The organism is Streptomyces roseoverticillatus (assembly GCF_000719265.1).
Classification (GTDB): domain Bacteria; phylum Actinomycetota; class Actinomycetes; order Streptomycetales; family Streptomycetaceae; genus Streptomyces; species Streptomyces roseoverticillatus.
Genome location: NZ_JOFL01000033.1, coordinates 37219 through 62966 on the forward strand (window position 1 = coordinate 37219; position 25748 = coordinate 62966).

A 25748-nucleotide genomic window follows, 5' to 3' on the forward strand; every position below is an offset into this window, starting at 1 on the left:
CCGTCACGACCACACCGCCAGGCCCGTCGCCCGGCCGTCCTCGTCGCGCTGGATCTCCATCATTCCCTCGACCGCGTCGCGGTTGATGCGGCCGAAGACGTGCGGGAACCGCGTGGCGGGGTCGACGCCCGGCGGCGGGGCCGGGTCGGCGGCCTCCCAGCGGACCAGGACGTCCAGCTTGTGCTCGTCGATCAGGAGGACCATCAGCGGGCCGCGCACGTCCCTGTAGAACGCCGTGGCCACGGCGAGCGTCGTCTCCTCGTCGGGCGAGCAGTGGACGAAGCCGTCCTCGGAGAGGGAGGCGGGGGAGTACGGGCGGTCGGGCACGGCCAGCCAGTCGTCCAGGGGCACCACGTGGTAGATCATGTGCATGGTTGTACCGGACGCGGGCCCGGCAGTCCCGCAGGGCGCCCGCCCCGCCCGGCCGGAGGAGCGGCTGGATAGGCTGGCCGGGCCCGCTCTCCGTCACGCTCCACGCACCCGCAAGGACTCCCAGTGAGAACCGCCCTCGTCATCGGCACCGGACTGATCGGCACCTCCGCCGCGCTCGCCCTCGCGGGCCGCGGGGTCCACGTCCACCTCAGGGACCACGATCCGGACGCGGCGCGGACGGCCGCGGCCCGGGGCGCCGGCACCGACGGGGCGCCCGGGGGCCCGGTGGACCTGGTGATCGTCTCCGTGCCGCCGGCGCACGTCGCGGCCACGCTCGCCGCGGCGATCCGGGACGGCCTCGGCCGCGGCTACATCGACGTCGCGAGCGTCAAGGGCGGCCCGCGCCGCGAGCTGGAGGCGCTCGGCGCCGACCTCTCCGGCTACCTCGGGACGCACCCGATGGCGGGCCGCGAGCGCTCCGGCCCCATGGCCGCCACGGCCGACCTCTTCGAGGGCCGCCCGTGGGTGCTCACGCCCACCCGGGACAGCGACACCGAGGTCCTCAACCTGGCCCTCGAACTCGTCGCCCTGTGCCGCGCGGTGCCCGTCGTCATGGACGCCGACGACCACGACCGGGCCGTCGCCCTCGTCTCGCACACCCCGCACCTGCTCTCCAGCATGGTCGCCGCCCGCCTGCAGGACGCGGACGAGACGGCCGTGCGGCTGTGCGGCCAGGGCATCCGCGACGTGACCCGGATCGCCGCGTCCGACCCCAAGCTGTGGGTGGAGATCCTCTCCGCCAACCCGGGCCCCGTCGCCGAGATCCTCGCCGCCGTCGCCGCCGACCTGGACGAGACGGTACGGGCCCTGCGCGCGCTGGAGGCCGCGGACGACGACAAGCGGGAGGAGGGCGCGGCCGGCCTGGAGGACGTCCTGCGGCGCGGCAACGCGGGCCGCAGCCGGGTGCCGGGCAAGCACGGGGCGGCTCCGGCCGCGTACGAGACGGTCACCGTCCTCATCGGCGACCAGCCGGGCGAGCTCGCCCGCATTTTCGCCGACGCGGGCCGGGCGGGCGTGAACATCGAGGACGTCCGCATCGAGCACGCGACGGGGCAGCAGGCGGGCCTGATCCAGCTCATGGTCGAACCGGGCGCGGTGACGTCCCTGACGGCAACCCTCCGCGACCAGGGCTGGTCACTGCGGCAGTAGCGAGGGGTGCGGGCCCGCGGGGCCGATGCCGCTCCCGCGAGCCAGTAACCTTGTCGGAGGCTGGTATGAACCGCCCGTTCCCCACCCCGTGCACAAGGAAGGTGTCTGACACCGTGGAAACCGCCGCCCGGACCGCTCCGGCAGCAGTCATCGTCGGCATCGACGGCCCCTCCGGCACGGGCAAGTCCAGCACGTCCAAGGCCGTCGCCGCCAAGCTCGGCCTGCGCTACCTGGACACCGGCGCGCAGTACCGCGCGATCACCTGGTGGATGCTGAGCAACGGCATCGACGTGAACGACGCCGCCGCGGTCGCCGATGCCGCGGGCAAGCCCGAGATCGTCTCCGGCACCGACCCGTCCGCGCCGACCATCACGGTCGACGGTGCCGACGCCGCGGGCCCGATCCGCACCCAGGAGGTCACCTCCGCGGTCAGCGCCGTCAGCGCCGTCCCGGAGATCCGTACGCGCCTGACCGAGCTGCAGCGGGCGATCGCCGCCGAGGCTCCGGCCGGCATCGTCGTCGAGGGCCGCGACATCGGCACGACGGTGCTGCCCGACGCCGACCTCAAGATCTTCCTGACGGCGTCCGCCGAGGCCCGGGCCGCCCGCCGCAGCGGCGAGCTGAAGGGCAAGGAGGCCGCCGACCTGGCCGCGACCCAGGCCGCCCTGATCAAGCGGGACGCCGCCGACTCCGGCCGCAAGACCTCGCCGCTGGCCAAGGCGGGCGACGCGGTCGAGGTGGACACCACGGAGCTCACGCTGGAGCAGGTCATCGAGTGCGTGGTGACCCTGGTCGAGGAGCGGCGCAGCGCGTGACCGCTTCCCCCGGGGGTGCCGCCGTCGGGCGGCGGATCGGCATAGGCCTGATGTACGGGCTGTGGAAGCCGCGTGTGCTGGGCGCCTGGCGGGTGCCCGCCGCGGGGCCGGTCATCCTGGCCGTGAACCACTCCCACAACGTCGACGGCCCGATGCTCATGGGCACCGCGCCCCGGCCGGTGCACTTCCTGATCAAGAAGGAGGCGTTCGTCGGCCCCCTCGGCCGGTTCCTGGAAGGGATCGGCCAGCTGAAGGTGGACCGGGAGAGCGCCGACCGCGCCGCGATCACGGAGGCGCTGGGCGTCCTGGAGCACGGCGGGGTCCTGGGGATCTTCCCCGAGGGCACCCGGGGCGAGGGTGACTTCGCCTCGCTGCGCGCCGGCCTCGCCTACTTCGCGGTGCGCTCGGGGGCGCCGATCGTGCCCGTTGCGGTGCTCGGAAGTACCGAGCGCAGGGGCCGCCTCGTGCGCGGCCTGCCGCCGCTGCGCAGCCGGGTCGACGTCGTCTTCGGGGACGCCTTCGAGGCGGGCGACGGCAGCGGCCGGCGCACGCGCAAGGCGCTGGACGAGGCGACCGTCCGGATCCAGCAGCGGCTGGGCGCGCACTTGGCGGACGCCAAGCGGCTGACCGGCCGCTGAACGAGACTTAGTAGCGGACCCGCGGGTCCGCCGACCATACGAACGAGGAACGGACTTCATGAACGACCAGATCCACGGCGACGAGCACGGTGAGCTTGGCGACGCCGAGTACGCGGAGTTCATGGAGCTCGCGGCGCAGGAGGGCTTCGAGGCCGACGAGGTCGAGGGCGCCCTCGGCGAGGCCGGTCACGGCCCGCTGCCCGTGCTCGCCGTCGTCGGCCGCCCGAACGTCGGCAAGTCGACGCTCGTGAACCGCATCATCGGCCGCCGCGAGGCGGTCGTCGAGGACCGCCCGGGCGTCACCCGCGACCGCGTCACCTACGAGGCCGAGTGGGCCGGCCGCCGCTTCAAGGTCGTCGACACCGGCGGCTGGGAGCAGGACGTCCTCGGCATCGACGCGTCCGTCGCCGCCCAGGCCGAGTACGCGATCGAGGCCGCCGACGCGGTCGTCTTCGTCGTGGACGCCACGGTCGGCGCGACCGACACCGACGAGGCCGTCGTCAAGCTGCTGCGCCGGGCCGGCAAGCCCGTCGTGCTGTGCGCCAACAAGGTCGACGGCCCCTCCGCCGAGGCCGACGCCGCCATGCTGTGGTCGCTGGGCCTCGGCGAGCCGATGCCGGTCTCCGCGCTGCACGGCCGCGGCACCGGCGACATGCTGGACGAGGTCCTCAAGGCCCTGCCCGAGGCCCCGGCCCAGCGCTTCGGCACCGCGGTCGGCGGCCCGCGCCGCATCGCCCTGATCGGCCGCCCGAACGTCGGCAAGTCCTCCCTGCTCAACAAGGTGGCGGGCGAGGAGCGCGTCGTCGTCAACGAGCTCGCGGGCACCACCCGCGACCCGGTCGACGAGCTGATCGAGCTCGGCGGCGTGACCTGGAAGTTCGTGGACACCGCGGGCATCCGCAAGCGCGTCCACCTCCAGGAGGGCGCCGACTACTACGCCTCCCTGCGCACCGCCGCCGCGGTCGAGAAGGCCGAGGTCGCGGTGATCCTGATCGACGCGAGCGAGAGCATCTCCGTCCAGGACCAGCGCATCGTCACCATGGCCGTCGAGGCCGGCCGTGCGATCGTCATCGCGTACAACAAGTGGGACACGCTCGACGAGGAGCGCCGCTACTACCTCGAGCGCGAGATCGAGACCGAGTTCCAGCAGGTCGCGTGGGCGCCGCGGGTCAATGTCTCGGCGCAGACCGGCCGGCACATGGAGAAGCTCGTCCCGGCGATCGAGACGGCCCTCGCGGGCTGGGAGACGCGCGTGCCGACCGGGCGGCTGAACGCCTTCCTCGGCGAGCTCGTCGCGGCCCACCCGCACCCGATCCGGGGCGGCAAGCAGCCGCGCATCCTCTTCGGCACGCAGGCGGGCACGAAGCCCCCGCGGTTCGTCCTCTTCGCCTCCGGCTTCATCGAGGCGGGCTACCGGCGCTTCGTGGAGCGCCGCCTGCGCGAGGAGTTCGGCTTCGAGGGGACGCCGATCCACATCTCGGTGCGGGTGCGCGAGAAGCGCGGGCGCAAGAAGTAGGCAGGGCGAGCTCTGCCGGACCCCCGGCTGGGGGTCCGGGGGTTATCCCCCGGGAATTGCAGCCGGTGCGGGTGCGCGAGAAGCGCGGGCGCAAGAAGTAAGACGTGAGGGGCTGGGGGCCGTAGGGCCCCGCAGCCCCTCTGTCGCTAATAGCCGCGCATGCGGCCGTCACGTGGTGCGGGCGGCAGCGCGGGCATGTGCCCGCGCTGCCGCCCGTAGTGCGTGTCCCAGGCGGTCTGGTAGCCCGACGGAACGTGGTAGCCCAGCTGGCCGGCATAGCCCTGCTGCCCGCCGTACTGGCCGTAGCCGAGCTGCGGATGCGGACCGAAGCCCACGAACTTCAGCTCCTCCTCGCCGGAACGGTCGAAGGGGAGGGCCCGGAACGAGCGGCGGTACTCGGAGTAGAGCGCATCGTAGATCGGGGTGACCGAGACGGGATGGCTCTGCGGGGTGGTGTCGCGGGGTGGGCGCATACCGGGGATGTGGTTCGGGTACGGAATCCGCGGGGCAGGCTCGTATGAGTGCACATACGAGCCAACGAGCCCGTGGCCCGGGGGATGCGGGCCCGGCCCGTAATGGGCCGCCGGAGCGTGGCCGGCGGGGTCCACGGGGTGCACGACGCTCGTCACGTACCCGCGAGCGGCATGGACGCGGCGACGAGCCGCCCGGCCGCCGCCGCCCGGTCGAGGGCCTCGCGCAGCAGGTCCTCCCGCGGCTGCGAGCCGATCGTGCCGACGGGCGCCGCGAAGACCAGCACCCGCTTGGTCTTGTTCACCGCCGAGCGCCACTCGGGGGCCACCTGCATCGCCTGGTGGGCCTGCCACCACGCACTGGGCTGGCCACCCGCGACGCCCGGCATCAGGATCGCGTGCAGCTGCCCCATGGCCAGCAGCACCGACCAGCCCGGGGTGGGCGGCGGCACCTGCTCCACGGTGGCGACGGGCGCGAAGCCCTGCTCGATCAGGAGCGGCAGGAAGACGTCGACCGGCCCGGTCGTGCCCGGGCGGGCGATCGGCCCGAGCGGCTCGACGACGAGCGCCGGGTGCTGGTCGCCCTTGATCAGCACCAGGCCGCTGGTGACGCCCAGCTCGGCCTGCACGGGCCCGTCGGGCGCGGCGGTCAGCGTGGGCATGGCGGCGGGCGCCGGCAGCTGCGGCGCACCGGCCTGCTCACCCTCGCCCTGGATGGAGCGCACGGCGCCCTGCAGCTGTTCCTCGGGGACCGCGACGACCTGGGAGGGGATGCAGGCGGCGTGCGCGAAGGCGAGCACGGCCGTCTCCTCGCCGACGAAGAGCACGGTGCTGGTCCGCTCCCGGTCCGTGTCGCCCGGTGTGCGGCAGGACGTGCAGTCGTAGCTGCCCGGGGCGGTGACGCCGCCCAGCAGTCGTTCGGCCTCTTCGTCGCCGATCTCGGCGCGGACGTCCTCACTGACGTCGAGCATGCGCGGCACGGGTGGCTCCTAGATATCGGTGCGTATCACACGGGGGTTCCCGGTTCGTAAGAGCACAACGGGCGATCCGCGGCGGGGGTCACGCGTAACGAGTTGGGGATCGGGGCCAACCTCCCGGCCCGTACCACGGTCTAGTCTTCCGGTAGGCGGGCTGGAAGGAATGTCCGCGGCAACCGGCTGGGGACGAATGCACATCTCATTCCTTATTCACAATGCGTACGGCATCGGCGGGACGATCCGGACCACGTTCAACCTCGCGAGCACCCTCGCCGAGCAGCACGACGTGGAGGTCGTCTCCGTCTTCCGCCACCGCGAGGAGCCGGTCTTCTCGCCCGGCGGGAAGGTGCGCCTGCGCCACCTGGTCGACCTGCGCAAGGGCACGCCGGGCTACGAGGGCGACGACCCGGAGTACGAGCGCCCCGCCGCGGTCTTCCCCGCCACGGAGGGCCGCTACAAGCAGTACAGCGCCCTGACCGACCGGCGGATCGCCGAGCACCTGCGCACCCTGGACAGCGACGTGGTCGTGGGCACCCGCCCCGGCCTCAACGTGCACATCGCCCAGCAGGCCCGCCGCGGCCCGGTCCGGGTCGGCCAGGAGCACCTGACGCTGAGCACCCACTCCCAGCCGCTCAAGCTGACGCTGCGCACGCACTACCCGCGGCTGGACGCCGTCACCACCGTGACCGAGGCCGACGCCGCGACGTACCGCAAGCTGATGCGGCTGCCCGGCGTGCGGGTGGAGGCCGTGCCCAACAGCATCCCCGCACCGGCCGTGGCCCCGGCCGACGGCACCGGCAAGTGGGTGGTCGCCGCCGGCCGGCTCGCCCCCGCCAAGCGCTACGACGTGCTGATCCGCGCCTTCGAGAAGGTCGTGGCCGAGCGTCCCGACTGGAAGCTGCGGATCTACGGCGCGGGCGCCGAGCGCGCCAAGCTGCGCGCCCTCATCGACAAGCGCGGCCTCTACAACCACGTCTTCCTCATGGGCCCCGCCAATCCCCTGGACCCCGAGTGGGTCAAGGGCTCCATCGGCGCCGTCACCTCCAGCCTGGAGTCGTTCGGCATGACGATCGTCGAGGCGATGCGCTGCGGCCTGCCGGTGGTCTCCACCGACTGCCCGCACGGCCCCGGCGAGATCATCGACGACGGCGTGGACGGCCTGCTGGTACCGGTCGGCAAGACCGACAAGATCGCCGCCGGCCTGCTGAAGCTGATCAACGACGACGAGCTGCGGCAGCGGATGGGCCGGGCGGCGCTCGCGAGCTCCGCCCGGTTCGACCCGGCCGAGGTCGCCGGCCGCTACGAGCAGCTCTTCGGCGACCTGGTGGCCCGCGGCGCCCTGCGCGGCTCGCTGCACCGCACCCGTGGTGCGCTGCTCAGCAACGCGTTCAGGACCACGGACGCGAGCCGCTCCGCCCTGCGCCGGGTGCGTGCCGCATGACGCCCGAGCGCCGCAAACCCTCCGTGCCCGCGAACTCCGCCGGTTCCGGCGGCCCCACCACCCCCGAGGAGAGCACCATCGTGTCTGCCCCGGCACCGCCGCGCGCCGACTGCATCGCGGACTCCGCGGGCGGGCTCACCTTCGACCTCGACGCCCCCGGCTCCGGCGCCGACCTCAGCGAACCGGGCCACTGGACCGCCGCGCTGGTCCTGCGCCGCCGCGGCGACGACGAGGCCGAGGAGGTCCGCCTGCCGCTCGCGCCCGACGGCGGGGGACGGCTGCGCGCCGTGCTGCCCAGCACCGTCGCGCTGCCCGAAGGCCGCTGGGACGTCTACGCCGCCTTCGCCGACGCCGAGCCGCGCCGCCTCGTGCCGGGCCTCGCCGACCTCAGATCGCTGGTCGACCGCAGACCCGGGCCGAGCACCTCGCCGCTCGCGGTCCGCATCCCGTACGCGACCAAGCACGGCAACCTCTCGCTGCGCAGCTGGCTGCGGGCCCCGCACGCCGAGGCCGGCGCCCTGCACCCGGACGCCTCGGGGCTGACCGCCCACGGCAGCCTGCACCGCGTCGCGGACCCGGCCGCCTGGCTCGCGGGCGCCGTCGTGGAGGCCCGCTGCCGCCGCGCGCCCGACCTCGTCGTCACGGCCCCGGTGACGCAGGAGAAGCCGGCGGACGACGCCCCCGCCGAGGAGGGCGGCCAGGACTTCTCCTTCACCCTGGACTACGCCCGGCTCGCCGCGGAGTGGCGGGGCGGCCTGGACGTCTGGGACCTGTGGCTGTGCCCGGCGGACGGCTCGGCTCCCGCCCGTCTCGCCCGCCTCCTCGACGACATCGTCGACAAGCAGCAGATCTTCGTCTACCCCGCGCTGCCCGTCGACGCGGAGTACGCGCCCGCCCAGGCCGGCCCGTACTACACGGCCGACAACGACCTGGCGGTCCGGATCGAGGAGCGCCCGCCCGTAGCGGGCTGACCCCGAGGAGACCGCCGGCCCCGCCCCGGGCTCCGCTCACGAAGGCCCACGACGGTCAGGGAGCGGTCGCCCCGGGCGCTTCCGCCGTCTGCGGGGCGGCGGCCCGGGCCACCTCCGGGTGGTGCAGGTCGAACGCGGGCGACTCCGAACGGATCCGGGGGAGGGCGACGAAGTTGTGCCGGGGCGGCGGGCAGGACGTCGCCCACTCCAGCGAGCGGCCGTAGCCCCACGGGTCGTCGACGCCGACGGGCTTGCCGTACCTGGCGGTCTTCCAGACGTTGTAGAAGAACGGCAGGTTGGACAGGCCCAGCAGGAACGCGCCGATCGAGGACACCGTGTTGAGGGCCGTGAAGCCGTCGGCCGCGAGGTAGTCGGCGTAGCGGCGGGGCATGCCCTCGGCGCCCAGCCAGTGCTGGACGAGGAAGGTGAGGTGGAAGCCCAGGAACAGCGTCCAGAAGTGGATCTTCCCCAGCCGCTCCTCCAGCATCTTGCCCGTGAGCTTCGGCCACCAGAAGTAGAAGCCCGCGAACGTCGCGAACACCACCGTCCCGAACACCACGTAGTGGAAGTGCGCGACGACGAAGTAGGTGTCCGTCACGTGGAAGTCCAGCGGCGGCGACGCGAGGATCACCCCGGTCAGGCCGCCGAAGAGGAAGCTCACCAGGAACCCGGCGGCCCACAGCATCGGCGCCTCGAACGACAGCGAGCCGTGCAGCATCGTGCCGATCCAGTTGAAGAACTTCACGCCGGTCGGCACGGCGATGAGGAACGACATGAAGGAGAAGAAGGGCAGCAGCACCGCTCCGGTGGCGAACATGTGGTGCGCCCAGACCACCAGCGACAGGGCCGTGATGGTCATGGTGGCGCCGACGAGCGACAGATAGCCGAAGATCGGCTTCCGGGAGAACACCGGGATGATCTCGCTGATGATGCCGAAGAACGGCAGCGCGATGATGTAGACCTCGGGGTGGCCGAAGAACCAGAAGAGGTGCTGCCACAGCAGCGCCCCGCCGCTCGCGGAGTCGAAGACCAGGGACGAGAACCGCCGGTCCGCCTCCAGCACCAGCAGCGACGCCGCCAGGACGGGGAAGGCCAGCAGGATCAGGACCGAGGTGAAGAGCACGTTCCAGGTGAAGACGGGCATCCGGAACATCGTCATCCCGGGCGCGCGCATCCCGATGATCGTGGTCAGGAAGTTCACCGCGCCGAGGATCGTGCCGAAGCCGGAGAGCGCCAGCCCCATGATCCACATGTCGGTGCCGATGCCGGGGGAGCGGACCATGCTGTTGAGCGGGGCGTAGCCGGTCCAGCCGAAGGTGGCGCCGCCCTGCGGCATCAGCAGGCTGGACACCACGATCAGGCCGCCGAAGAGGTACAGCCAGTACGCGAACATGTTGAGCCGCGGGAAGGCCACGTCCGGCGAGCCGATCTGCAGGGGCATGATCGCGTTGGCGAAGCCGGCGAAGGCCGGGGTCGCGAAGAGCAGCAGCATGATCGTGCCGTGGGCCGTGAAGGCCTCGTTGAACGACTCGTTGGTCATGAACTGCAGCCCCGGCCGGGCCAGCTCGGCGCGCATCAGCATCGCCAGCAGGCCGCCCGCCAGGAAGAAGGCGAACGAGGTGATCAGGTAGAGGTTGCCGATGGTCTTGTGGTCGGTGGTCGTGAGCCAGCCGATGACGAGCCTGCCCGGTCGGCGCTCCCGCGCCGGGCCGGTGGTCGCCTGCGCGGTGTCCGTCCCCATCTGCGCTCCCTCGATCGCTCGGTCGTGCACCTCGACGGGCTTGCGGGCTCACGCCATGATGCTCGTCCCGCGCCCGGCGCGCGAGGGTGCCTCAGATTCGGAATTATTTATTCCGGATACTTCCGGACCACGGCATTCCCATGACCGTGAACACGGACCCGCAATATCCGACGGGTCCCTTGTGTGCTCATTCGGGCCCTCGTCCGAGGGTTTTCCGGGAGGGTGCGGAAAAGGATCCGTGTATTTCCCGCCCGCACTTTGTGAAGACGCCCGGTCCCGCGCCGAAAACCCCGTAGGGGTGAAACATTCCGCGGCAAACCACATCGGGTTCTCTGTGACAGAAGTGTGACCGCCGGGGGACGGTGTCGCCGTGGCGGCGTGCTGCCGGCCCCTCCTGCTTCCCGCCCGCTTCCGCTTCCGTCCGGCGGCGGGGGCGGCCTACGGTGACGGGCATGGCACCTCTACCGAACCTCCCCGCCGACCCCGACGACGACCTCACCGCCTACGTGGGCCTTGGCACCGCCGCCGCGGCCGAGCGGGCCCGCGCCCGCGGCTGGGCCACCGTGCGCGCCCTCGCGCCGGGCACGATCGTCACCATGGAGTACATGGCGGGCCGGCTGAACTTCGAGGCCCAGGACGGCGTCGTGAAGCGCTGCTGGAAGGGATGACCCGCGGCGTACGGACGACGGCGGCCCCGGAACCTCCGCAGAGGTCCGGGGCCGCCGTCGTACGCAGCGGGGCTGCGGTCCGTCAGCCGCCCACCGTCCGGCCGCGGCCCGAGGCCGGGCCCAGCGGGGTGCGCGGCACCCGGTCCGGGTTCGGCGGGCGGCGGCTGCCGGTCGGCGTGACCGGGGTCCGCTCCGAGCGCGCCGTGTGCGGCCGGGCCGGCAGGTACGGCCGGCCCTCGCCGGCGCGGACGCCCGCCGTACGGCTCCCGACGCCCACCGGCTCGCGGGCCGGCTGCTCGTCGTCGGCCGGGGCGCGCGGGGCGGCCACGGACACCGGAGCCACCGGGACGGGCACCAGCGCACCGCGCTCGCGCACCCGGCGCCACAGGGCCAGCAGCCACACCTCGGCCCGGGCCATCGGCGCCTCGAACCAGGGCAGGGCGAGGAGCACCAGCAGGCCCGCGGTCCAGCCGAGGGTCACGTCGCTCATCCAGTGCGTACCGAGATAGACCGTCGTCATGCCGACGCCCAGTGCGAGGAGCGCGGCGATCACCGAGGCCACCCGGCGGGTGCGCTTGGTGGTGGCCAGATAGGCCAGGACGCCCCAGGTCACCACGGCGTTGGCGGTGTGCCCGGAGGGGAATATGTCGCCGCCCGCGAACATCTCGTTCGAGCCGATCGAGGTGGCGTAGTGCGGGCCGAGCCGGCCCATGCCGATCTTCGCCGCGCCCACGGTCGCGTTGAGCAGCAGCAGTGACGTGCCGAGGACCAGCAGCGGGCGCAGCGTCCCCTGCCTGTAGGTGCGCCAGCCCAGCCAGGCGGCCACCGCGACGGCGGTCGGGCCGCGCTGGCCCAGGACCACGAAGTAGTCGAGGAAGGTGTGGATCTCCGGCCACTGCTTGTACGGCCGGAAGAGCATGACCTGCCAGTCGAACCGCACCGGCCAGGACGTGGTGAGCACGCCGACCACGATCGCCAGGTACACCACGGAGGTGGCCACGAAGATCCCGAGGCGGGTCCGGGTCATCCGCGGCCGCACGGGCTCGGTCGGGCGCTCCTCCGCTTGGACGAGCTCGTCGTTGGTACGCACTCAATCGACGTTACATTGAGTGACAGGAAGCTTCGGCCGATCGGGCCTGTTTGTGATGACGATGTGATGTGGAATGCGTCTCAGCCATGACGTGCGCCACATTCGATTCCCCGGGACAACCATCGCACCGGAAATTCCGGAACCCCTCCGGGCGGCTGCCGGGGCCGTTTTGTTTCGTATTCCGCGCCGTCGTTTATCGGGGATTGGCCCGGGTGTTCCACGGCGTTTTCCGGGGCACCCGGGAGCCGGGTACGGACGATCACCCGGAAAACGATCAGCGGGCCGGGGCGGCGCGGGGCCGGCGGCGGTCGGATCAGGGGGGACCCGAGCCGTTCAGCCAGAACGCCCCGTACACCGCCGACGCCAGCACCACCGTGCTCACCGTCAGTACCGCCCGCACCGGCCGTGCCCGCGCGGCGGCCACCGCGAGCGGCAGCAGCAGCGGGAACGCCGGCATCATCAGGCGCGGCTTCGAACCGAAGTACCCCTTCGCCGTCAAGGCCAGCAGCAGCACGGCCCCCGCGTAACCGAGCAGCGGCAGCGGCTGGCGCTGCCGCACGCACGCCGTATACAGCCACAGCACCAGACCCACGCCCACCAGCAGCCCCAGCCCCGCGGCGAACGCCGGGCCGAAGAGCCGCTGCGCGATGAACGAACCGAAGGCCAGCCCGCCGTCGAAGCCGTTGCCCCAGCCGCCCTGCACGTCCAGATAACCCGTCGGGCTGCCCGTCCGCACGCCCACCCACACGAAGTACGCGAGCCAGCCCAGCGGCGCGAGCACCGCGCCCAGCAGCATCCGGGCCGTCTTCCGCGGCTCCGGGCGCCCCCCGCGCCGCAGCGCGACCAGCACCCCGAGCCACACGGCCAGCACCACCGCCGCACCCACCGGGCGCGTCAGCCCGGCCAGCGCCGCGAACGCGCCCGCCCACACCCAGCGGCCCGTCAGCACCGCGTACAGGCTCCACGCCGCCAGTGCCGTGAACAGCGACTCCGAATACGCCATCGACTGCACGATGCCGACCGGCAGCGCCGCCCACAGCGCCACCAGGGCCACGCCCGCCCGGCGCCCGTACAGCCGCTCCCCGATCAGGAAGACCGCCCATGCGGCCAGCAGCGACGACACCGCGCTGACCACCAGGCCCGCGTCCCCCGCGGACAGCGGGAAGACCGCCGACAGACCCCGCTCCAGCCAGGGCAGCAGCGGGAAGAACGCCAGGTCCGAATGGACCTTCCCGCCCGGCAGGTGCAGCGTGTAGCCGTAGCCCTGGTCGGCGATGCGCGCGTACCAGATGGAGTCCCAGCGCGCCGAGAGCAGCTGGTGCGGGCTCTTGCCCGCGCAGTACCCCCACACCGCGAGGACCGCGATCCCCAGCGCCCGCACCCCCGCGTAGACCAGCAGGGCGGGCAGCGCACGGCGCAGCGCGCCGCACGCCCGGAGGGCGGCCCGGGGCAGGGGAGCCCCGGCGCCCGTACCGGCGGGAGAAACAAGATCAGTCACCGATCAATTGTCCAGCATGAGCGGAGCGCCTCCACGATCGGCCCGGACGGTGACGGAGCACACGGATCCGTGCCCGGGACTCGCGTACGCTGTCGAGTCACTCGCCGACGACGCCGCGCGGTCCACAGTCCCCGGGACCCGCGGGCGCGGCGAGCGCATGACACGGAGGTGTGAATGTCCGGGACGACCACGGCCGGCCCGCCGCGGGCTGACGGCGTCCCCCGGCAGCGGTACCGGCGCGGACAGCGGCAGCGGCCGCCGTACGAGCCCGGAGCCGGAGCCGGGGTGAGCCGCTGGACCGTCCTCGTCGTCCTCTGCGTCAGCCTGCTCCTCGTCGCCGTCGACGCGACCGTCCTGCACGTCGCCGTCCCGGCCGTCACCGAGGACCTGCGGCCCGGCGCGATCCAGCTGCTCTGGATCGTCGACGTCTACCCGCTCGTCTGCGCCTCGCTGCTCATCCTCTTCGGCACCCTCGGCGACCGCGTCGGCCGCCGCCGGGTGCTGCTCCTCGGCTACGGGCTCTTCGGCGCCGCCTCCGCGCTCGCCGCCTTCGCCCCCACCCCGGAAGTGCTCGTCGGAGCCCGCGCGCTGCTCGGCGCCGGCGGCGCGATGATCATGCCGGCGACGCTGTCCATCCTCCGCCAGGTCTTCCCCGACCGGCGCGAGCGGGCCCTCGCCGTCGGCGTGTGGAGCGCGGTCGCGGCGGTGGGCGCCGCCGTCGGGCCGCTGCTCGGCGGCTTCCTCCTCGAACACTTCTGGTGGGGATCGGTCTTCCTCATCAACATCCCGCTGATGGCCGCGGCCCTGCCGGTGGGACGGTGGCTGCTGCCCGAGTCGACCGGGCCCCGCGACGGGCCGTGGGACGTGACCGGCGCGCTGATGGCCGCGTTCGGGCTGTTCGGGCTCGTCCTCGGCGTGAAGCGGGCCGGCACGGGCGAGGCGCTCTCGCTCGGCGCGGTCGTCCCCGGCGCGGTCGGGGCGGCCCTGCTCGTCCTCTTCGTCCGCCGGCAGCGGCGGCGCACCCACCCGCTCGTCGACCTGCGGATGTTCTCCCGGCCCGCCTTCGGGACGTCCGTCGGGTGCATCGTGCTCGCCATGCTCGCGCTCGTCGGCCTGGAACTGATCGCCGCGCAGTACCTCCAGCTCGTCCTCGGGCTCACCCCGCTGGAGACCGGGCTGCGGCTGCTGCCGCTCACGCTCGCCGCGATGGCCGCGGGGCTCGTCGGCTCGCGCGTGCTGCAGTGGCTCGGCCCCCGCGCGATGGTCGCCCTCGGCTTCCTGCTGACCGCCGCGGCCGTCGCCTCGCTGACCGCCATGGGCCTCCACGACCGGCCCGAAGTGCTCTTCGGCTGCTTCGTCCTGCTCGGCTTCGGCCTGGAGACCACGCTCTTCGGCGCCTACGAGTCGATGCTCAGCGAGGCGCCCGCGGAGTCCGCGGGCGGCGCCGCGGCGATCGGCGAGACCTCGTACCAGCTCGGTGCGGGCATCGGCATCGCCCTGCTGGGCAGCGTCATGAACGCCGCCTACGCGCCGGGCGTCGCCTCCGTCCCCGGCGTCCCGAGCGCGGCCGGCGCCTCCGCGAGCCACTCCCTCGGCGAGGCCTACGACGTCGCCTCCCGGCTGGGGGGACCGGCGGGGGCCGCGCTGCGGGTCGCCGCGCGCGATGCGTTCGTGCACGGGTTGCATGTGACGCTGGCGCTGAGCGTGTGTCTGCTGCTGGTGGGGGCGGTGGCGGCGTTGCGGTTGCCGCGGGCGATGGATTGTGAGGCGGCCGTGTCCCCGTCGGTGGCCGAGGAGGGTGCGGCACCGCCGGTGAGGTAGGGGGAGGGTTGCTCGCCGTCGCGGCGGGAGGAAATGCCCCGCCGCAACCGGCGATCAGCCGACGTGATGGTGTCCGGCGGTGCCGGATCCACCCCCGGCCCGCTCTGGACTCGGCCGGTTACCCGGCCGTAGCGTGCTGGCGAAGCGAAAGCGATCACTCATTCGCCCGCACCCCGCCGGAGGCACCCGTGTTCGACCCGCATGACCCCCTCGGCATCGACGACCTCCTCACCGACGAGGACCGCGCCGTCCGGGACACCGTCAGGCAGTGGGCCGCCGACCGCGTCCTCCCGCACATCGCGCAGTGGTACGAGTCCGGCGAACTCCCCGTCGTCCGGGAGCTCGCCCGCGAGCTCGGCGCGATCGGCGCCCTCGGCATGCAGCTCCGCGGCTACGGCTGCGCGGGCGCGAGCGCCGTGCAGTACGGCCTGGCCTGCCTGGAGCTGGAGGCCGCCGACTCCGGCATCCGCTCCCTGGTCTCCGTGCAGGGCTCCCTCGCGATGTACGCGATCCACCGCTTCGGCTCCGAGGAGCAGAAGCAGCAGTGGCTGCCGGCGATGGCGGCGGGCGAGACCATCGGCTGCTTCGGCCTGACCGAGCCCGACCACGGTTCGGACCCCGCGGGCATGCGCACGTACGCCAAGCGCGACGCCGGCGGCGACTGGGTGCTGACCGGCCGCAAGATGTGGATCACCAACGGGTCGGTCGCCGGCGTCGCCGTGGTCTGGGCGCAGACCGACGGCGGCATCCGGGGCTTCGTCGTGCCCACCGACCGCCCCGGCTTGTCCGCGCCGGAGATCCGGCACAAGTGGTCGCTGCGCGCCTCGGTCACCAGCGAGCTGGTCCTGGACGAGGTGCGGCTGCCCGCGGACGCCGTGCTGCCGGAGGCCACCGGCCTGCGCGGCCCGCTGAGCTGCCTGAGCCACGCCCGCTACGGCATCGTCTGGGGCTCGATGGGCGCGGCGCGCACGAGCTTCGAGACCGCGCTCGACTACGCGCGGACGCGCGAGCAGTTCGGGAAGCCGATCGGCGCCTTCCAGCTCACCCAGGCCAAGCTGGCCGACATGGCGGTGGAGCTGCACAAGGGGATCCTGCTGGCCCACCACCTGGGGCGGCGGATGGACGCGGGGACGCTGCGGCCGGAACAGGTGAGCTTCGGCAAGCTCAACAACGTGCGGGAGGCGATCGAGATCTGCCGGACGGCGCGGACGGTCCTCGGCGCGAACGGGATCTCGCTGGAGTACCCGGTGATGAGGCACGCCACGAACCTGGAGTCCGTGCTGACGTACGAGGGGACGGTGGAGATGCACCAGTTGGTGCTGGGCAAGGCGCTCACCGGTCTCGACGCGTTCCGGTAAGCCCTCGCCCGGGGTGCGCGGCCTGCGCCGCGCACCTCAGCTCTGGTTGTAGAAGCCGCCGTTCGCCCGCCCCACCGGCTCCCCGCTGACCACCTTGTAGTCGGCGGGGGTCAGCAGGAAGACCCGGTTGGCCACGCGCTCGATGGAGCCGCGCAGCCCGAACGTCAGCCCGGCCGCGAAGTCCACGACGCGCTTGGCGTCGTTGGGCTCCATGCCCGTGAGGTTGACGATCACGGGCACCCCCTCGCGGAAGAGCTCGCCGATGCCCCGGGCGTCGCGGAAGCCGTCCGGGGTGACGGTGGCGATGCGCGTGCCCTGCTCCTGCGCGGCCTCGTCCGCCACGCGCACCTTGGGGTTGGTGACCCAGGCGTCGCCGGGCTCGGGTCCTTCGGCGTAGTCGTCGTCGTAGTAGCGCTCGTCATCGCTGTCGTCGACGAGGCCGAGCCAGGCACTCGCCTTGCGCACCGATCCCATGAACGCCTCCTCTCACACGCGGTGTGTTCCGCCCGCATCCCTATCGTCGTCCATGATGCGGATGGTGTGCCAAGCGGATGGCCGCCGGACGAGCATTTCGTGACGCATCTGGTGCAAACCGGGTGGCGGTGCGTCAGAAACCCCGTAGGCCCCCTCTTGCGCCCTGGACCTGGGCATATGCGGTTACGGCGGGCGTTTCGGGGGCGGGGTGCGGGCCCCGGTCGGGTCGGGTGGTCAGGTGATTAGGATGCCCGGGTCCATTCACGCCACACACGGGGGCTGGGTTTTGTTCGGGATCATAAGGCCATGCCGGCACAGGTTGTCAGAGGCCATGCGCACGGAATGGATGGCGCATCTGTGCGGACTGTGCCTCGCGCTGCGCGGCGACCACGGACAGTTCGCACGCGCGGCCACCAACTACGACGGTCTGGTCATCTCGGTCCTGGTGGAGGCCCAGTCGCCGGCGGACGAGGGCGCCAACTCCTGGCGGCGCACGGCGGGCCCGTGCCCGCTGCGCGGCATGCGCACCGCTTCCGTGGCCAAGGGTGAGGGCGCGCGGCTCGCCGCTTCGGTCTCGCTGGTGCTGGCGTCGGCGAAGATGCGCGACCATGTCGCCGACGGCGACGGCGTGTTGGCGCGCCGCCCGGTCGCCGCGGCGGCGCGCCGCGTGGCCGCCAAGTGGGACCGCGCCGGAGCCCGTACGGGAGCCGACCTCGGGTTCGACACCGCGGTGCTGGTCGACGCGGTCGAACGGCAGGCCGGCATCGAGGCGCTGGCCGGTACGGGGACGTCGCTGCTGACGGTGACCGAACCCACCGAGACGGCCACCGCCGCGGCCTTCGGCTACACCGCCGTCCTCGCCGGACGGCCCGGCAACAAGGCGCCCTTGGAGGAGGCGGGCCGGCTCTTCGGGCGGCTGGCCCACCTGCTGGACGCCGTCGAGGACCTGGCGGAGGACGCGGAGAGCGGCGCGTGGAACCCGGTCGCCGCGACGGGCACCGAGCTCGCCGAGGTGCGCAGGCTGTGCGACGACGCGGTGCACGGCGTCCGCCTGGCGCTGCGCGAAGTCGACTTCGCGAGCAAGAGCCAGAGCAGGCTGGCGCACGTGCTCCTCGCGCACGAACTGGAGCGCGCCGTCGACCGGGCGTTCGGTACGGCGGGCTGCGGACACGCCGGGCATGCGGGAGCGGCCGGGCAGGCCGGAGGGGCCGGGCAGGCCGCGGCGGCCGGGCCCCAGGACGGTTCGCCGCAGGGCGCGTTCGGGCCGCCGCCCGTCATGCCGCCGGACCAGAGGCCGCCTGGGCACATGCCTCCCGGCGCGCCGCCCGAGCCGCCGCGGCGCGGCCGGCGGCGCGGGCTCATAGCCGGCTGTGCCGTGTGGGCCACGCTTTTCTGCACGTGCCAGGTCTGCTGCCGGGACCCGTACTTCGACCCGTGGGACGGAAGGCAGCGGGAAGGCTGGTGCCACAAATGCGACTGTGGCGACTGCGATTGCAGCGGCTGCGGCGATTGCTGCAACTGCTGTGACTGTTGCGAGAGCTGTGATTGCTGCGACTGCGGCGGTTGTGACTGCGGCTGTTGAGTGGGCGTGCGGGTGCGCGGTAGCGCGAGGGTGTGCGTGTACGTGTACGTGTGCGTGTACGTGTGCGAGGGGAGGGGCGGCGCATGCGTGCCGCTGATGTGAAGGCGTAACTGTGTGAAGGCTTAACCGATGTGATGGGGCTTCGCGGTCGGCGCGGTCAGCCCTGGCAACAGGAGTCGCCCGGAAGGGGTGCAGGGGAGCCGGGACACGACGTGGACCACACCCGGCCGAAGTCGATGTGGTTCCGGGTGACGAGCTGTTGCCCTGAGTGCATGGGCCAAGTGGAACAGTCATCCGTTTCTCCGTCAACCGTCCTGAGATGGCTTGTCCAGGATGTGGACCTGTCGGCGGACAGGCTTGACAGTTGGCCAAGGCACCGGAATAGCCTCGGAGTTCGGCCGTGCTGAGGGGCGCGGCCGGATGCGCCGCGCCCGACGCGGCCGCCGCGTCCGTTGTGAAGGCGCCGCCCCCGTATGCACGGAGCCTTTGCATGCCCTCCTTCGCCGTCACCGGCGCCGGCCTCCTCGGACGCATCGCCGTCAACGCCGCCGCCGTGTCCTTCGCCCGCCCTGCCGAGCGCGCCTTCCGTGCGCGGTCCCTCCCGCCCGTGGGCACCGCCGGTCACCGCCGTGGGAGTGTCTCGCCGTCGCGGCGGCGGGGGAGCGCCGGCTCGGCAACGCCGCTGGGCCCGGCACGATTCTTCTGCCGCAGCGGCGAGCAACCGGGCCGGTGGTGTCCGGCGGTGCCAGGCCGGGATCAGGCCGTCGGGCACCGCCGAGGACCCGCCGTGCCCCGACCGCCGCCGGCTCCGGCTCCCCTCCGAGCCGCCCGCACCCCGAGCCGGCCGTGCCCGTTCGCGCAACCGATCGGGCGGCCGGCCCTCGCGCAACCGATCGGGCGGCCAGCCCGTTCGTGCTCCCCACACCCCCAGGGAATGCCATGTCCGCACCCATCCGGCCCCTGCACCTGGCCGTGAGCATCGACCGCCCCGGCGTCCGCGACGCCGAGTCCTACGTCCGGGCCGCGCGCCTCGCCGAGCGCGGCAGGCTGGACTTCGTCACCCTCGGCGACACCCTCGGCCCGCCCCGGCGCGGCGCGAGCCGCCTCGACGCCCTCGCCGTCCTCGCCCGCGTCGCCCCCGCCACCGACCGGATCGGCCTCGTGCCCACCGTCACCACCACCCATACCGAGCCGTTCCGCGTCGCCGACGCCGTCTCCACCCTCGACCGGGTGAGCAACGGCCGCGCAGGCTGGACCGCCGAGGTGTCCGCCACCGAGGCCGAGGCCCGCCACTTCGGCCGGCGCGCCCCGGCCCCCGCCGACGCGCTGTGGCACGAGGCCGCCGCGGTCGCCGGCGCCGCCGCCCGGCTCTGGGACAGCTGGGAGGACGACGCCGAGATCCGCGACGCCGCCACCGGCCGCTTCATCGACCGCGACAAGCTGCACCACGTCGACGCCGAAGGCCCCGGCTGGTCCGTCCGCGGACCCTCCGCCGTGCCCCGCCCCCCGCAGGGCCGTCCGGTCACCGCCGTCGACGGCACCCACCTGCCGGCGCGCGCGGCCGCCGCCCGCCACGCCGACGTCGTCTACCTCCGCACCGGCCCCACACCCGCGCCCGGCGCGGTCCGCGCCGCCCGCGCCGACCTGCACGCCCGGCTGCGCGCACTGGGCCGCGACCCTGGACGCGTCGTCGTCCTCGCCTCCCTGCCCGTCGCCCTGTACGCGGCCGCCGACGCCGTCGCCCTGGCCGACCTGGCCGGCTCCTGGTGGGCGGACGGCGTCGTCGACGGCTTCCACTTCCGGCCCCGGGACCCCGACCGGGACCTTGCGCTGCTGGTCGACGGCACCGTGCCCGTACTCCAGCACCGGGGCCTGCTCCGCTCCTTCTACCCCGGCGGCACGCTCCGCGAGCACCTCTGCCTGCCGCGCCCCGCCAACCGCCACACCACCGCGAGGAGGACCGCATGACCGACCCCAGGGCGCGGCAGCGCAAGCAGATGCACCTGGCCGTGCACGCCCCCGGCGCCGGCAACACGACCGTGTGGGCCCTCCCGCCCGCCGGCCCCGCCACCACCCCTGCCAAAGGCTCCCCCGAACTCCGTCCGGGGGGACCCCCGGCGCGCCGCTCCCCTTGTTCCGGCAGCCACACCGACTTCTCGTCCTTCCGGCACCTCGCCGCCACCGCCGAACGCGGCCTCTTCGACTTCTTACTCCTCGCCGAAGGGCTGCGGCTGCCCGAGCACAAGGGCCGGATCCACGACCTGGACGCCGTCGGCCGCCCCGAACCGATCACCCTGCTCAGCGCCCTGGCCGGCGTCACCGACCGGATCGGCCTGGCCGCCACCGCCGACACCACGTTCCACGAGCCCTACGAACTGGCCCGCCGGCTCGCCTCCCTGGACCACCTCAGCGACGGGCGCGCCGCCTGGAACGTGGTCGCCTCCTCCTCCGATGCCTTCGCCGCCGAGAACTTCCGGCCCGGCGCCGCCCACCTCGACCGGCCCGAGTGCTTCGCGCGCGCCGCAGAGTTCGTCGTCACCGCGCGCGAACTGTGGGACTCGTGGACACCCGGAGGAGTGCCGCGGCCCTTCGCCCACCACGGGCGCCACTTCTCGGTCTCCGGCACGTTCGACGTGGCCCGCAGCCCGCAGGGGCACCCGGTGGTCATCCAGGCCGGGGACTCCGAGGAGGAACGGGAGTCCGCGGCCTCCGCCGCCGACGTGTTCTTCGCCGGGCCGCCCGGGACGCCGGAGGCCGGGCAAGCCCTCCGCGCCGACGTCGGACGGCGGCTCGCCGCGTACGGGCGGCGGCCCGAAGACCTGAAGATCATGCCGGGCGTGACGTTCGCGCTCGGGGACACCGACGCCGAGGCCCAGGAGAACGCCGCCGAGATCCGCAAACAGCAGGTGTCGCCGCAGGGCGCGCTGTTCGCCCTGGAACGGGTGTGGGGCCGGGACCTGTCCGGCTACGACCCCGACGGGCCGCTGCCCGGCATCGACCCGGACCCCGCCGGAGAAGCCGCCCCGGGACGGGCCCCGGTCGCCGACCCCCTCGCCGTCGCCGCGCGCTGGCGGGCCGTGGCCGAGGCCAAGGGGCTGTCCATCCGGCAGACCGTGATCGAGACGGCCGGGCGGCAGACCTTCATCGGCACCCCCTCGTCCGTCGCCGCCCAGATGGACGGCTTCGTCACCGCCGGAGCCGCCGACGGCTTCGTCCTCCTCCCGCACCACACCCCCGGCGGGCTGGACGACTTCGTCGACCGCGTCGTGCCGCTGCTCCAGGAACGTGGCGCGTTCCGAACGGAATACGCGGGCGCGACGCTCCGCGAGCACCTCGGGTTGCCGCTGCCCGTATGGAAGGGTTGACGGTCATGAGCACGGACACGGCGCGCGACGCACGACAGCAGTGGAAGGCGTGGCGCGAAGAGCGCACGGAGACGGTCTCGGCACCGTACGGACCCCTCGCCCTGACGGGCACGCACTGGCTCGCCGACGCCCCCGAGGGGCGCATTCCCGCCATTCCCGGGCAGTGGGCCGAGGAAGAGGACGCGGTACGGCTGACCGCCGCGGCCGTCGACGGACTCACCCTGGACGGACGGCCGCTGGACGGCGTGGTCCGGCTCCGCCCCGACAAGGGCCCCGCGGCCGCGGCCCGCGTCTCGTACGGGGGACGCAAACTCGTGGTGATACGGCGCGAGGGGCTGTGGGCGGTGCGCGTCTTCGACCCCGGCTCGGCCGGGCGGCGGGAGTTCGCCGGGATCGACGTCTTCGACCACGCCGCGGAGTGGGAGCTGGACGGCGTCTTCCGCCCGTACGGCAGCAGCCGGCGGGTGAGCGTCGCGAACGCGGACGGGCGGGAACGGGGGCTGGGCCTGGACGGCGAGCTCGCGTTCACGGTCGCCGGAGCCGAACACACGCTGCAGGCCGCGCTGGAGGTGGACGGGACGCTGTGGGCGGTGTTCGCCGACGCGACGAGCGGCACGTCGAGCTACCGCTTCCGCTTCCTGCGCGCGCCGGCGCCGGGCGTCGACGGGCGGGTGACGCTCGACTTCAACCGTGCGCTGTTGCCGCCGTGCGCTTTCGCCGACCACTTCATCTGCCCGTTCCCGCCCCCGGGCAACACGCTCACGGTCCCCGTACCGGCGGGCGAACGGGACGTCGTGCGGGGGTAGTCCACGGAGTCCCTTTCCGCTTGCGGCGGTCGGGCACCGCCGGTCTCCGCCGTGGTGATTGCACGCCGCTGCGGCGGAGGGTCCGGCCCGGGCGCCCGGCGGGTGGCTCCTGCCGCTGGGGCAAGTCTTTCCGCCGCGACGGCGTGCGAACGGGTTCGCCGTCAGGCAAGGAGGATCCGCCGCGACGGCGAGCAACCCGTACGGCGGAGACCGGCGGTGCCGGGCGTCGGGCTGGCCCCCGCCCGGACGGGCTTGCCGTCAGGAAGGGTGAATCCGCCGCGACGGCGAGCAACCCGTACGGCGGAGACCGGCGGTGCCGAACACCGGGCTGCCCCTGCCCGGACGGGCTTGCCGTCAGGGGGCGTCGGGGCACCCGTATAAGTGCCCACCGCACCCCGCGAGGGGCCCGCACCCCGCGTCGTGTCCATCCCCCCCCGCGAGGGGTCCCGGCCGAAAGCGGCTCTTGCGAGCGGCGTCGCGTGGCCCGAATACTCCCGAGAAGCGCTTGTCAGGGGCACGGCGAAAACGGAATCCCGCGTGCCCGTACCGGCTGCGCCTCACCTACCGACCCCACTCGGGAGGAACCACGTGAGGATCAACACGGCGACCCGCGTCGCCCTCGCCTCCACCCTCGCCGCCGCAGCGGCGTTCATCGGCACCACCGCCCACGCCGAACCCGCCGCCGGCTCCACCGGCTCCGCCGCCCGGCTCGCCGCCGCCGGTGCCGCCGTGCAGTCCGCGGACGTCGCAGGCACCGCCTGGGCCGTTGACCAGGACAGCGGCGCCCTCGTGGTCACCGCCGACTCCACCGTCCCCGACGCCGCCCTCGCCAGAATCAGGCAGCAGGCCGGCCCCGGCGCCGACGCGATACGCATCGAGCGGACCGCCGGCGTCCTCCGCCCCTACCTCGGCGGCGGCGACGCGATCTACGCTCCGAACTGGCGCTGCTCGCTCGGCTTCAACGTGCGCAAAGGCAACACCGCCTACTTCCTCACCGCGGGCCACTGCACTGAGGGCAAGCCGCCGTACTACACCAACTCCGGGCACACCACCAGCATCGGCCCCACCACCGGAACCAGCTTCCCGGGCAACGACTACGGCATCGTGCAGTACACCAACGGCTCCCTCCCGCACCCCAGCGAGGTCAACCTCTACAACGGCCGCACCCAGCGGATCACCGCCGCGGGCAACGCGAGCGTCGGCCAGGCCGTCCAGCGCAGCGGCTCCACGACCGGCGTGCACGGCGGCAAGGTCACCGGCCTCAACGCCACCGTCAACTACGGCAACGGCAAGGTCGTCCGCGGCCTGATCAAGACCAATGTGTGCGCCGAGCCCGGAGACAGCGGCGGCGCCCTGTTCGCCGGGTCCACCGCGCTCGGCCTCACCTCCGGCGGCAGCGGGAACTGCAGCTCCGGCGGGACGACGTTCTTCCAGCCCGTCGGACCGGCGCTGAAGGCCTACGGCGTGACCATCGGCTGACGGCGCCCGGCCGCCCCCTGCCGGCAGCGCGCACGAGCCCCCGGTCCGTACGCCGGGCCGGGGGCTCGACCATGTGCCCGATACGGGCATACCGTGGACATAACACCTGAGATGTACGGCAGGGGGCCTCCCATGGTCGAGGATCTGGTGGTGGCAGTCGTGGGCGTCGCGTCCGCCGGGGCGGTCTACGCCATGGCGGCGGCCCGCGTGGTCAAGCAGTACGAGCGCGGCGTGGTGCTGCGGCTCGGGCGGCTCCTGCCCGGGGTCCGCCCGCCGGGATTCACCATGATCATCCCGGGCGTCGACCGGCTGCGTAAGGTGAACATGCAGATCGTGACGATGCCCGTGCCCGCCCAGGAGGGCATCACCCGCGACAACGTCACCGTCCGCGTGGACGCGGTCGTCTACTTCAAGGTCGTGGACCCGGCCGAGGCCGTGATCGCCGTGGAGGACTACCGCTTCGCGGTCTCGCAGATGTCCCAGACGTCGCTGCGTTCGATCATCGGCAAGAGCGACCTCGACGACCTGCTCTCCAACCGGGAGAAGCTGAACCAGGGCCTGGAGCTCATGCTCGACAGCCCCGCCATCGGCTGGGGCGTGCAGATCGACCGGGTGGAGATCAAGGACGTCTCGCTGCCGGAGACGATGAAGCGGTCCATGTCCCGGCAGGCGGAGGCGGAGCGCGAGCGGCGGGCCCGTGTGATCAACGCGGACGCGGAGCTGCTGGCGTCGAAGAAGCTCGCCGAGGCGGCGGCCACGATGGCCGACCAGCCGTCGGCGCTGCAGCTGCGGCTGCTGCAGACGGTGGTGGCGGTGGCGGCGGAGAAGAACTCCACGCTGGTCCTGCCGTTCCCGGTGGAGCTCCTGCGCTTCCTGGAGCGCTCGGCGCAGCAGGGGCTGGTGCCGCCGGATCCGCCGCGGGCGGAGAAGGCGGCGGTGGAGAAGCCGGCGGTGGAGAAGCCGGTGCCTCCTCCTCCGGAGGAGCTCCCTCCGGCCACGGAGACGTGATCGCCGTCGACGGGGACGGCGGGGCGGGGCGCCCCTGGCCGAGCGCCGGCCGCCCGGCGTCCGGGCTCTTGAATCCGCCGCGGCGCGCAACCCCGACGGCGTAGTGCGGCGGTGCGGCGGAGGGAGAATGCCGGGCTCCCCGGCTGGGTAAGCGGCTCGGCCGAACCCTTGATTGAATCCGCCGCCGCGGCGCGCAACCCCGACGGCGTGGTCCGGCGGTGTCAGGCAGACCGGCACCGCCGGACCACGCCGTGGGGCGTCCCGCCGTTGCGGCGGAGATAGAGGGCCGGGCTCCTCGCCCGGGTGAACGGCACGCCGCCCCGGCCGGGCAGGCGGGCCCGGACGGGAGTGAGGGGGCGGCAGTTGCCGCCCCTCGGCGTAGCTCCAACGGCGTAGCCCCCGGGCGCGAACTCCGGGGCGCCCGCGCCCGCCACGTGCCCGGAGCGCGC

The 25748-nt window shown here is 73.5% G+C and carries 22 protein-coding genes; 15 read left to right on the forward strand and 7 right to left on the reverse strand.

Annotated features, from left to right (window positions below; all coding sequences use genetic code 11):
* Positions 1–3 precede the first annotated feature (3 nt).
* A complete protein-coding gene (locus IF61_RS0129065) occupies positions 4–366 on the reverse strand; it encodes a DUF952 domain-containing protein (RefSeq protein ID WP_030369521.1) in 363 nt (120 codons plus the stop codon).
* A 129-nt stretch (positions 367–495) separates the two neighbouring features.
* Between IF61_RS0129065 and IF61_RS0129070 the strand changes: the two genes are divergently transcribed.
* From IF61_RS0129070 to der, 4 genes are all read left to right on the forward strand, one after another.
* A complete protein-coding gene (locus IF61_RS0129070) occupies positions 496–1581 on the forward strand; it encodes a prephenate dehydrogenase (protein WP_030369522.1) in 1086 nt (361 codons plus the stop codon).
* A 101-nt stretch (positions 1582–1682) separates the two neighbouring features.
* Positions 1683–2396 (forward strand): (d)CMP kinase, encoded by a 714-nt coding sequence (cmk, locus tag IF61_RS0129075; RefSeq protein WP_043191273.1) that lies wholly within the window; start codon positions 1683–1685, stop codon positions 2394–2396.
* Entirely contained in the window at positions 2393–3034 is a 642-nt protein-coding gene (locus IF61_RS0129080) for a lysophospholipid acyltransferase family protein (protein ID WP_030369524.1), read from the forward strand. Before cmk ends, IF61_RS0129080 begins: the two co-directional genes overlap by 4 nt.
* 58 nt (positions 3035–3092) lie before the next feature.
* Positions 3093–4550, forward strand: coding sequence for a ribosome biogenesis GTPase Der (gene der, locus IF61_RS0129085; protein ID WP_030369525.1), 1458 nt, complete (start codon positions 3093–3095; stop codon positions 4548–4550).
* 146 nt (positions 4551–4696) lie between these two features.
* On the opposite strand, the gene IF61_RS0129090 is transcribed toward der, so the two are convergent.
* Both IF61_RS0129090 and IF61_RS0129095 read right to left on the reverse strand, forming a co-directional pair.
* Entirely contained in the window at positions 4697–5023 is a 327-nt protein-coding gene (locus IF61_RS0129090; protein ID WP_052393161.1) for a hypothetical protein, read from the reverse strand.
* A 152-nt stretch (positions 5024–5175) separates the two neighbouring features.
* Positions 5176–5991, reverse strand: coding sequence for a hypothetical protein (locus tag IF61_RS0129095; protein ID WP_043191298.1), 816 nt, complete (start codon positions 5989–5991; stop codon positions 5176–5178).
* A gap of 196 nt (positions 5992–6187) precedes the next feature.
* Between IF61_RS0129095 and IF61_RS0129100 the strand changes: the two genes are divergently transcribed.
* Together IF61_RS0129100 and IF61_RS0129105 are read left to right on the forward strand one after the other, a co-directional pair.
* On the forward strand, positions 6188–7438 hold the full coding sequence (locus IF61_RS0129100) for a glycosyltransferase family 4 protein (protein ID WP_030369528.1): 1251 nt from the start codon (positions 6188–6190) through the stop codon (positions 7436–7438).
* On the forward strand, positions 7435–8409 hold the full coding sequence (locus IF61_RS0129105) for a hypothetical protein (protein ID WP_030369529.1): 975 nt from the start codon (positions 7435–7437) through the stop codon (positions 8407–8409). Before IF61_RS0129100 ends, IF61_RS0129105 begins: the two co-directional genes overlap by 4 nt.
* Positions 8410–8464: 55 nt before the next feature.
* Here the strand turns inward: IF61_RS0129105 and ctaD are convergent, their stop codons facing one another.
* Entirely contained in the window at positions 8465–10150 is a 1686-nt protein-coding gene (gene ctaD / locus IF61_RS0129110) for an aa3-type cytochrome oxidase subunit I (RefSeq protein ID WP_030369530.1), read from the reverse strand.
* A 452-nt stretch (positions 10151–10602) separates the two neighbouring features.
* Between ctaD and IF61_RS0129115 the strand changes: the two genes are divergently transcribed.
* A complete protein-coding gene (locus tag IF61_RS0129115) occupies positions 10603–10818 on the forward strand; it encodes an I78 family peptidase inhibitor (protein ID WP_030369531.1) in 216 nt (71 codons plus the stop codon).
* An 82-nt stretch (positions 10819–10900) separates the two neighbouring features.
* Here IF61_RS0129115 and IF61_RS0129120 read toward each other — a convergent pair whose 3' ends face one another.
* Both IF61_RS0129120 and IF61_RS0129125 read right to left on the reverse strand, forming a co-directional pair.
* Positions 10901–11908, reverse strand: a complete 1008-nt coding sequence (locus IF61_RS0129120) for a phosphatase PAP2 family protein (protein ID WP_030369532.1) — start codon at positions 11906–11908, stop codon at positions 10901–10903.
* A gap of 313 nt (positions 11909–12221) precedes the next feature.
* The gene (locus IF61_RS0129125; protein WP_030369533.1) at positions 12222–13406 is read right to left on the reverse strand and encodes a glycosyltransferase family 39 protein; all 1185 of its coding nucleotides are present in this window, start codon (positions 13404–13406) and stop codon (positions 12222–12224) included.
* A gap of 174 nt (positions 13407–13580) precedes the next feature.
* Between IF61_RS0129125 and IF61_RS0129130 the strand changes: the two genes are divergently transcribed.
* Both IF61_RS0129130 and IF61_RS0129135 read left to right on the forward strand, forming a co-directional pair.
* Positions 13581–15227: an MFS transporter gene (locus tag IF61_RS0129130; RefSeq protein ID WP_052393164.1), complete on the forward strand. Its 1647-nt coding sequence runs from the start codon at positions 13581–13583 to the stop codon at positions 15225–15227.
* Between the two features lie 188 nt (positions 15228–15415).
* Complete coding sequence (locus IF61_RS0129135) at positions 15416–16585, forward strand: acyl-CoA dehydrogenase family protein (RefSeq protein ID WP_030369535.1); 1170 nt, start codon at positions 15416–15418, stop codon at positions 16583–16585.
* Between the two features lie 36 nt (positions 16586–16621).
* Here the strand turns inward: IF61_RS0129135 and IF61_RS0129140 are convergent, their stop codons facing one another.
* Positions 16622–17059: a cell division protein SepF gene (locus IF61_RS0129140; RefSeq protein ID WP_030369536.1), complete on the reverse strand. Its 438-nt coding sequence runs from the start codon at positions 17057–17059 to the stop codon at positions 16622–16624.
* 286 nt (positions 17060–17345) lie between these two features.
* On the opposite strand from IF61_RS0129140, the gene IF61_RS0129145 reads away from it, so the two are divergent.
* From IF61_RS0129145 to IF61_RS0129170, 6 genes are all read left to right on the forward strand, one after another.
* Positions 17346–18641, forward strand: a complete 1296-nt coding sequence (locus tag IF61_RS0129145; protein WP_211264951.1) for a DUF5685 family protein — start codon at positions 17346–17348, stop codon at positions 18639–18641.
* A 939-nt stretch (positions 18642–19580) separates the two neighbouring features.
* On the forward strand, positions 19581–20609 hold the full coding sequence (locus IF61_RS0129150; RefSeq protein WP_030369538.1) for an LLM class flavin-dependent oxidoreductase: 1029 nt from the start codon (positions 19581–19583) through the stop codon (positions 20607–20609).
* Positions 20606–22006: an NtaA/DmoA family FMN-dependent monooxygenase gene (locus tag IF61_RS0129155; RefSeq protein ID WP_030369539.1), complete on the forward strand. Its 1401-nt coding sequence runs from the start codon at positions 20606–20608 to the stop codon at positions 22004–22006. Before IF61_RS0129150 ends, IF61_RS0129155 begins: the two co-directional genes overlap by 4 nt.
* Before the next feature lie 5 nt (positions 22007–22011).
* The gene (locus IF61_RS0129160; protein WP_030369540.1) at positions 22012–22812 is read left to right on the forward strand and encodes a DUF1684 domain-containing protein; all 801 of its coding nucleotides are present in this window, start codon (positions 22012–22014) and stop codon (positions 22810–22812) included.
* A 588-nt stretch (positions 22813–23400) separates the two neighbouring features.
* On the forward strand, positions 23401–24291 hold the full coding sequence (locus tag IF61_RS0129165) for a S1 family peptidase (protein ID WP_030369541.1): 891 nt from the start codon (positions 23401–23403) through the stop codon (positions 24289–24291).
* Between the two features lie 132 nt (positions 24292–24423).
* Positions 24424–25299, forward strand: a complete 876-nt coding sequence (locus IF61_RS0129170; protein ID WP_043191277.1) for a slipin family protein — start codon at positions 24424–24426, stop codon at positions 25297–25299.
* The last annotated feature ends 449 nt before the right edge of the window (positions 25300–25748 follow it).

Coding starts and splice junctions, on each gene's coding strand:
- IF61_RS0129065 (WP_030369521.1), bottom strand. CDS start 366: ATGATCTACCACGTGGTGCCCCTGGACGACTGGCTGGCCGTGCCCGAC.
- der (WP_030369525.1), top strand. CDS start 3,093: ATGAACGACCAGATCCACGGCGACGAGCACGGTGAGCTTGGCGACGCC.
- IF61_RS0129090 (WP_052393161.1), bottom strand. CDS start 5,023: ATGCGCCCACCCCGCGACACCACCCCGCAGAGCCATCCCGTCTCGGTC.
- IF61_RS0129095 (WP_043191298.1), bottom strand. CDS start 5,991: ATGCTCGACGTCAGTGAGGACGTCCGCGCCGAGATCGGCGACGAAGAG.
- IF61_RS0129100 (WP_030369528.1), top strand. CDS start 6,188: ATGCACATCTCATTCCTTATTCACAATGCGTACGGCATCGGCGGGACG.
- IF61_RS0129105 (WP_030369529.1), top strand. CDS start 7,435: ATGACGCCCGAGCGCCGCAAACCCTCCGTGCCCGCGAACTCCGCCGGT.
- ctaD (WP_030369530.1), bottom strand. CDS start 10,150: ATGGGGACGGACACCGCGCAGGCGACCACCGGCCCGGCGCGGGAGCGC.
- IF61_RS0129115 (WP_030369531.1), top strand. CDS start 10,603: ATGGCACCTCTACCGAACCTCCCCGCCGACCCCGACGACGACCTCACC.
- IF61_RS0129130 (WP_052393164.1), top strand. CDS start 13,581: ATGTCCGGGACGACCACGGCCGGCCCGCCGCGGGCTGACGGCGTCCCC.
- IF61_RS0129140 (WP_030369536.1), bottom strand. CDS start 17,059: ATGGGATCGGTGCGCAAGGCGAGTGCCTGGCTCGGCCTCGTCGACGAC.
- IF61_RS0129150 (WP_030369538.1), top strand. CDS start 19,581: ATGTCCGCACCCATCCGGCCCCTGCACCTGGCCGTGAGCATCGACCGC.
- IF61_RS0129155 (WP_030369539.1), top strand. CDS start 20,606: ATGACCGACCCCAGGGCGCGGCAGCGCAAGCAGATGCACCTGGCCGTG.
- IF61_RS0129160 (WP_030369540.1), top strand. CDS start 22,012: ATGAGCACGGACACGGCGCGCGACGCACGACAGCAGTGGAAGGCGTGG.
- IF61_RS0129170 (WP_043191277.1), top strand. CDS start 24,424: ATGGTCGAGGATCTGGTGGTGGCAGTCGTGGGCGTCGCGTCCGCCGGG.